The organism is Arhodomonas sp. KWT (genome assembly GCF_010993615.1).
Genome location: NZ_WNXE01000212.1, coordinates 1 through 3,678 on the forward strand (window position 1 = coordinate 1; position 3,678 = coordinate 3,678).

At 70.9% G+C, this 3,678-nt stretch carries 2 protein-coding genes; both read left to right on the forward strand.

Annotated features, from left to right (window positions below):
• A partial coding sequence (locus G7A99_RS16750) for an efflux RND transporter periplasmic adaptor subunit (RefSeq protein WP_163142261.1) occupies positions 1 to 583 on the forward strand: 583 nt, incomplete at its 5' end.
• A gap of 3 nt (positions 584 to 586) precedes the next feature.
• The coding region (locus G7A99_RS16755; protein ID WP_163142264.1) for an efflux RND transporter permease subunit at positions 587 to 3,678 on the forward strand (3,092 nt) is incomplete at its 3' end.

The following is a 3,678-nucleotide window of genomic DNA, read 5'->3' on the forward strand; positions in this document are numbered from 1 at the left end:
GGAGGAGGGCGATTACCTCACCGCCGGCGGCGAGGTGGCGGAGGTCGTCGATCTCGACCCCCTGCGGGTAACGGTGTACGTCGCCCAGCAGGACATCGCCCGCGTGACCATGGGGACCCCGGCGCGGGTACGCTTTGCCACCGGCGTCGAGCGCGAGGGGCAGGTGGACTACGTGGCCGCCACCGCGGACGAGGAGACCCGCACGTTCCGTGTGGAGGTGGCGGTGCCCAACGGCGGGGGCGACGTCCCCGCCGGGGTCAGTGCGACGGTCCGGCTGCCCGCCGACCGGGTCAGTGCGCACTTCGTCTCCCCCGCGGTGCTGACCCTGGGCGACGACGGTGCGCTGGGCGTGAAGACCGTCGACGGCGAGGGCCGCGTGGCCTTCCACCCGGTCTCGGTGGTCCGGGCCGAGCGCGGCGGGGTCTGGATCAGCGGCCTGCCGGAGCGCGCGCGGGTGATCACCGTGGGCCAGGGGTTCGTGCGCGCCGGCGAGCCGGTGACCCCGGTGGACGCCGCGGACTCGCCCCTGAAGCCCGACGGGCGCGCCCCGGCGCCCGCCGCCCCGCTGCCGGAGACGGGCTGAGCCGTGGGCCGGCTGATCGCCGCGGCGTTCGGACGCAGCCGTACGGTGCTGCTGTTCCTGCTCATCATTACCGTAATGGGCTGGCAGGCGTACCGGGACATCCCGAAGGAGGCCGAGCCCGACGTCGCCATCCCCATCATCTATGTCTCCGTCGCCTACGAGGGCATTTCCCCGGAGGACGGCGAGCGGCTGCTGGCCCGGCCCCTCGAGAAGGAGCTCCAGTCCATCGAGGGCCTCAAGGAGATGCGCACCACCGCGGCCCAGGGCTACACCGCGATCGTGCTGGAGTTCGAGGCGGGCTTCGACGCCGACCGGGCCCTGGCCGACGTGCGCGAGCAGGTGGACATCGCCAAGTCGGACCTGCCGCCGGGGGCCGAGGAGCCGGCGGTCCAGGAGGTCAACGTCGCCCTGTTCCCGGTGCTCACCGTGGCGCTGTCCGGGCCGGCGCCGGAGCGCACCCTGGTGGATGTCGCCACGCGGTTGCAGGACCGGCTCGAGGCCCTGCCCGGCATCCTCGAGGCGGACATCGGCGGCGACCGCGAGGAGGTCATGGAGATCATCGTGGACCGCCGGGTGATGGAGACCTACGGCGTCTCCTACGCGCGGCTTTTCTCGGTGCTGAGCGGCAACAACCTCCTGGTCGCCGCGGGAGCCCTGGACACCGGGGCGGGGCGCCTCGCGGTGAAGGTCCCCGGACTGGTCGAGGACCTGAACGACGTCATGACCCTGCCGGTGAAGACCAGCGGAGACCGGGTCGTGACCTTCGGCGACGTCGCCAGTATCCGCCGCACCTACAAGGATCCCGACGAGTTCGCGCGGGTCGACGGCCAGCCGGCCCTGACCCTGGAGATCTCCAAGCGCGTCGGCGCCAACATCATCGAGACCGTCGCCGCGGCACGGGACGTGGTCGGGCAGGCCCGCGGGGAGTGGCCCGAGAACCTGCAGGTGTCCTACCTCCAGGACCGCTCCGAGGATATCCGCACCATGCTGCGGGACCTTCAGAACAACGTCCTCGCCGGCGTGATCCTGGTGATGGTGGTGATTATCGCGGCGCTGGGCTGGCGGCCCGCGCTGCTGGTGGGCATGGCCATCCCCGGCTCGTTTCTCGCCGGCATCCTGGCCGTGTACCTGATCGGCTACACCATGAACATCGTGGTCCTGTTCAGCCTTATCCTCGTGGTGGGGATGCTGGTGGACGGGGCCATCGTGGTGGTGGAGCTCGCCGAGCGCCGGCTCTCCGAGGGCTGGTCGCGGCGTGACGCCTACCTGCACGGGGCCACCCGGATGGCCTGGCCGGTGATCTCCTCGACCGCCACCACCCTGGCGGTGTTCCTGCCGCTCACGGTCTGGCCCGGCGTGGTCGGGGAGTTCATGAAATACCTCCCCATCACCGTGCTGCTGACCCTGTCCGCTTCGCTGGCCATGGCGCTGGTGTTCGTGCCCGTGCTCGGCGGGCTGATCGCCCGCCGCGACCCGGCGAGCGCGGCCAACGCCGCTGCGCTGGAGGCGGCGGAGCGCGGCGACCTCGCGGGCCTGCGCGGCTTCGTCGGCGGCTACGTGCGCATGCTCTCGCGGGCCCTGGATCGGCCGGGTCTCGTCCTGGCGGGCATGGTCGCCACGGTGGTGGTGACCTATGCCGCCTATGGCCTGTTCGGCCGCGGCGTGGAGTTCTTCCCCGAGGTGGAGCCGGACTTCGCCCAGGTCCAGGTCCATGCGCGCGGCGATCTGTCGGTGTGGGAGCGCGATGCCCTGGTCCGGGCGGTCGAGGAGCGCCTGCTCGGATTCGGGTCCATCGAGCACGTCTACGCCCGCACGATCAGCGACCCGGAGCGCATGCAGAACGTCTCGCCGGATACCGTGGGCGTCATCCAGCTGGAGTTCCGGGAGTGGGATACTCGTCCGCCCGCGGCGGAGATCATGCAGCGGATACGGGACGTGACCGCGCCGCTTCCAGGCATTCGCGTGGAGGTTCGCAAGGCTCAGTCGGGACCCTCGCAGGGCAAGCCGATCCAGGTGCGGGTGAGCGCCGACCGATCGGATGCCCTCAACACCGGCGTCGAACGGGTGCGCACGCTCATGGACGAGCTCGGCGGGTTCAGCGACACCGAGGATAACCGTCCGGTGCCCGGGGTCGAGTGGCGGCTGGAGGTGGACCGCGAGCGCGCCGCCCGCTACGGCGCGGACGTACAGCTCGTGGGCAATGCGGTCCAGCTCGTCACCAACGGGGTGCTGCTCGACGACTACCGCCCGGACGACGCGGACGAGGAGGTGGACATCCGCGTGCGGTTCCCGCCGGAGGACCGCAGCCTGGAGACACTGGGCCTGCTGCGGGTGCCCACGGACCAGGGTCAGGTGCCCATCGCCAACTTCGTGACCCAGCGACCGGGGCCGAGCACTGGCACCATCGAGCGCGTCGACGGGCGGCGGACGTTCACCGTCGCCTCCGAGGTCGCCCCCGGCGTGCTGGCGGACACCCAGGTCCAGCGCCTGCGCGATGCCATCGCCGGGGCGGACATGCCGCCGTCCGTCGAGATCGCCTTCGCCGGCCAGGATGAGGATCAGCGCGAGGCTCAGACCTTCCTTTCGAACGCGTTCATCGTGGCGGTGCTGTTCATGGCGCTGATCCTGGTGACCCAGTTCAACAGCCTCTACCAGGCGGTACTGGTGCTCTCCGCCATCCTCTTCTCCACCGCCGGCGTGCTGCTCGGCCTGCTGGCCACCCAGCGGCCGTTCGGCATCGTCATGGGCGGGGTGGGGATGATCGCGCTGGCCGGCATCGTGGTGAACAACAACATTGTGCTCATCGATACCTACAACGTCCTGCGCCGGGAGGGCATGGCGGCGCGGGAGGCGGTGCTGCGGACCGCCGCGCAGCGGTTGCGGCCGGTGCTGCTCACCTCCGTGACCACCGTGCTCGGGCTCATGCCGATGGTGCTGAAACTCAACGTCGACATCATCGGACGGGAGGTGCAGTACAACGCCCCGTCCACCCAGTGGTGGGCCCAGCTCTCCAGCGCTATCGCCGGCGGTCTCACCTTCGCGACGGCGCTCACGCTGGTGCTCACGCCGTGCCTGCTGATGCTGGGGGCCAACGT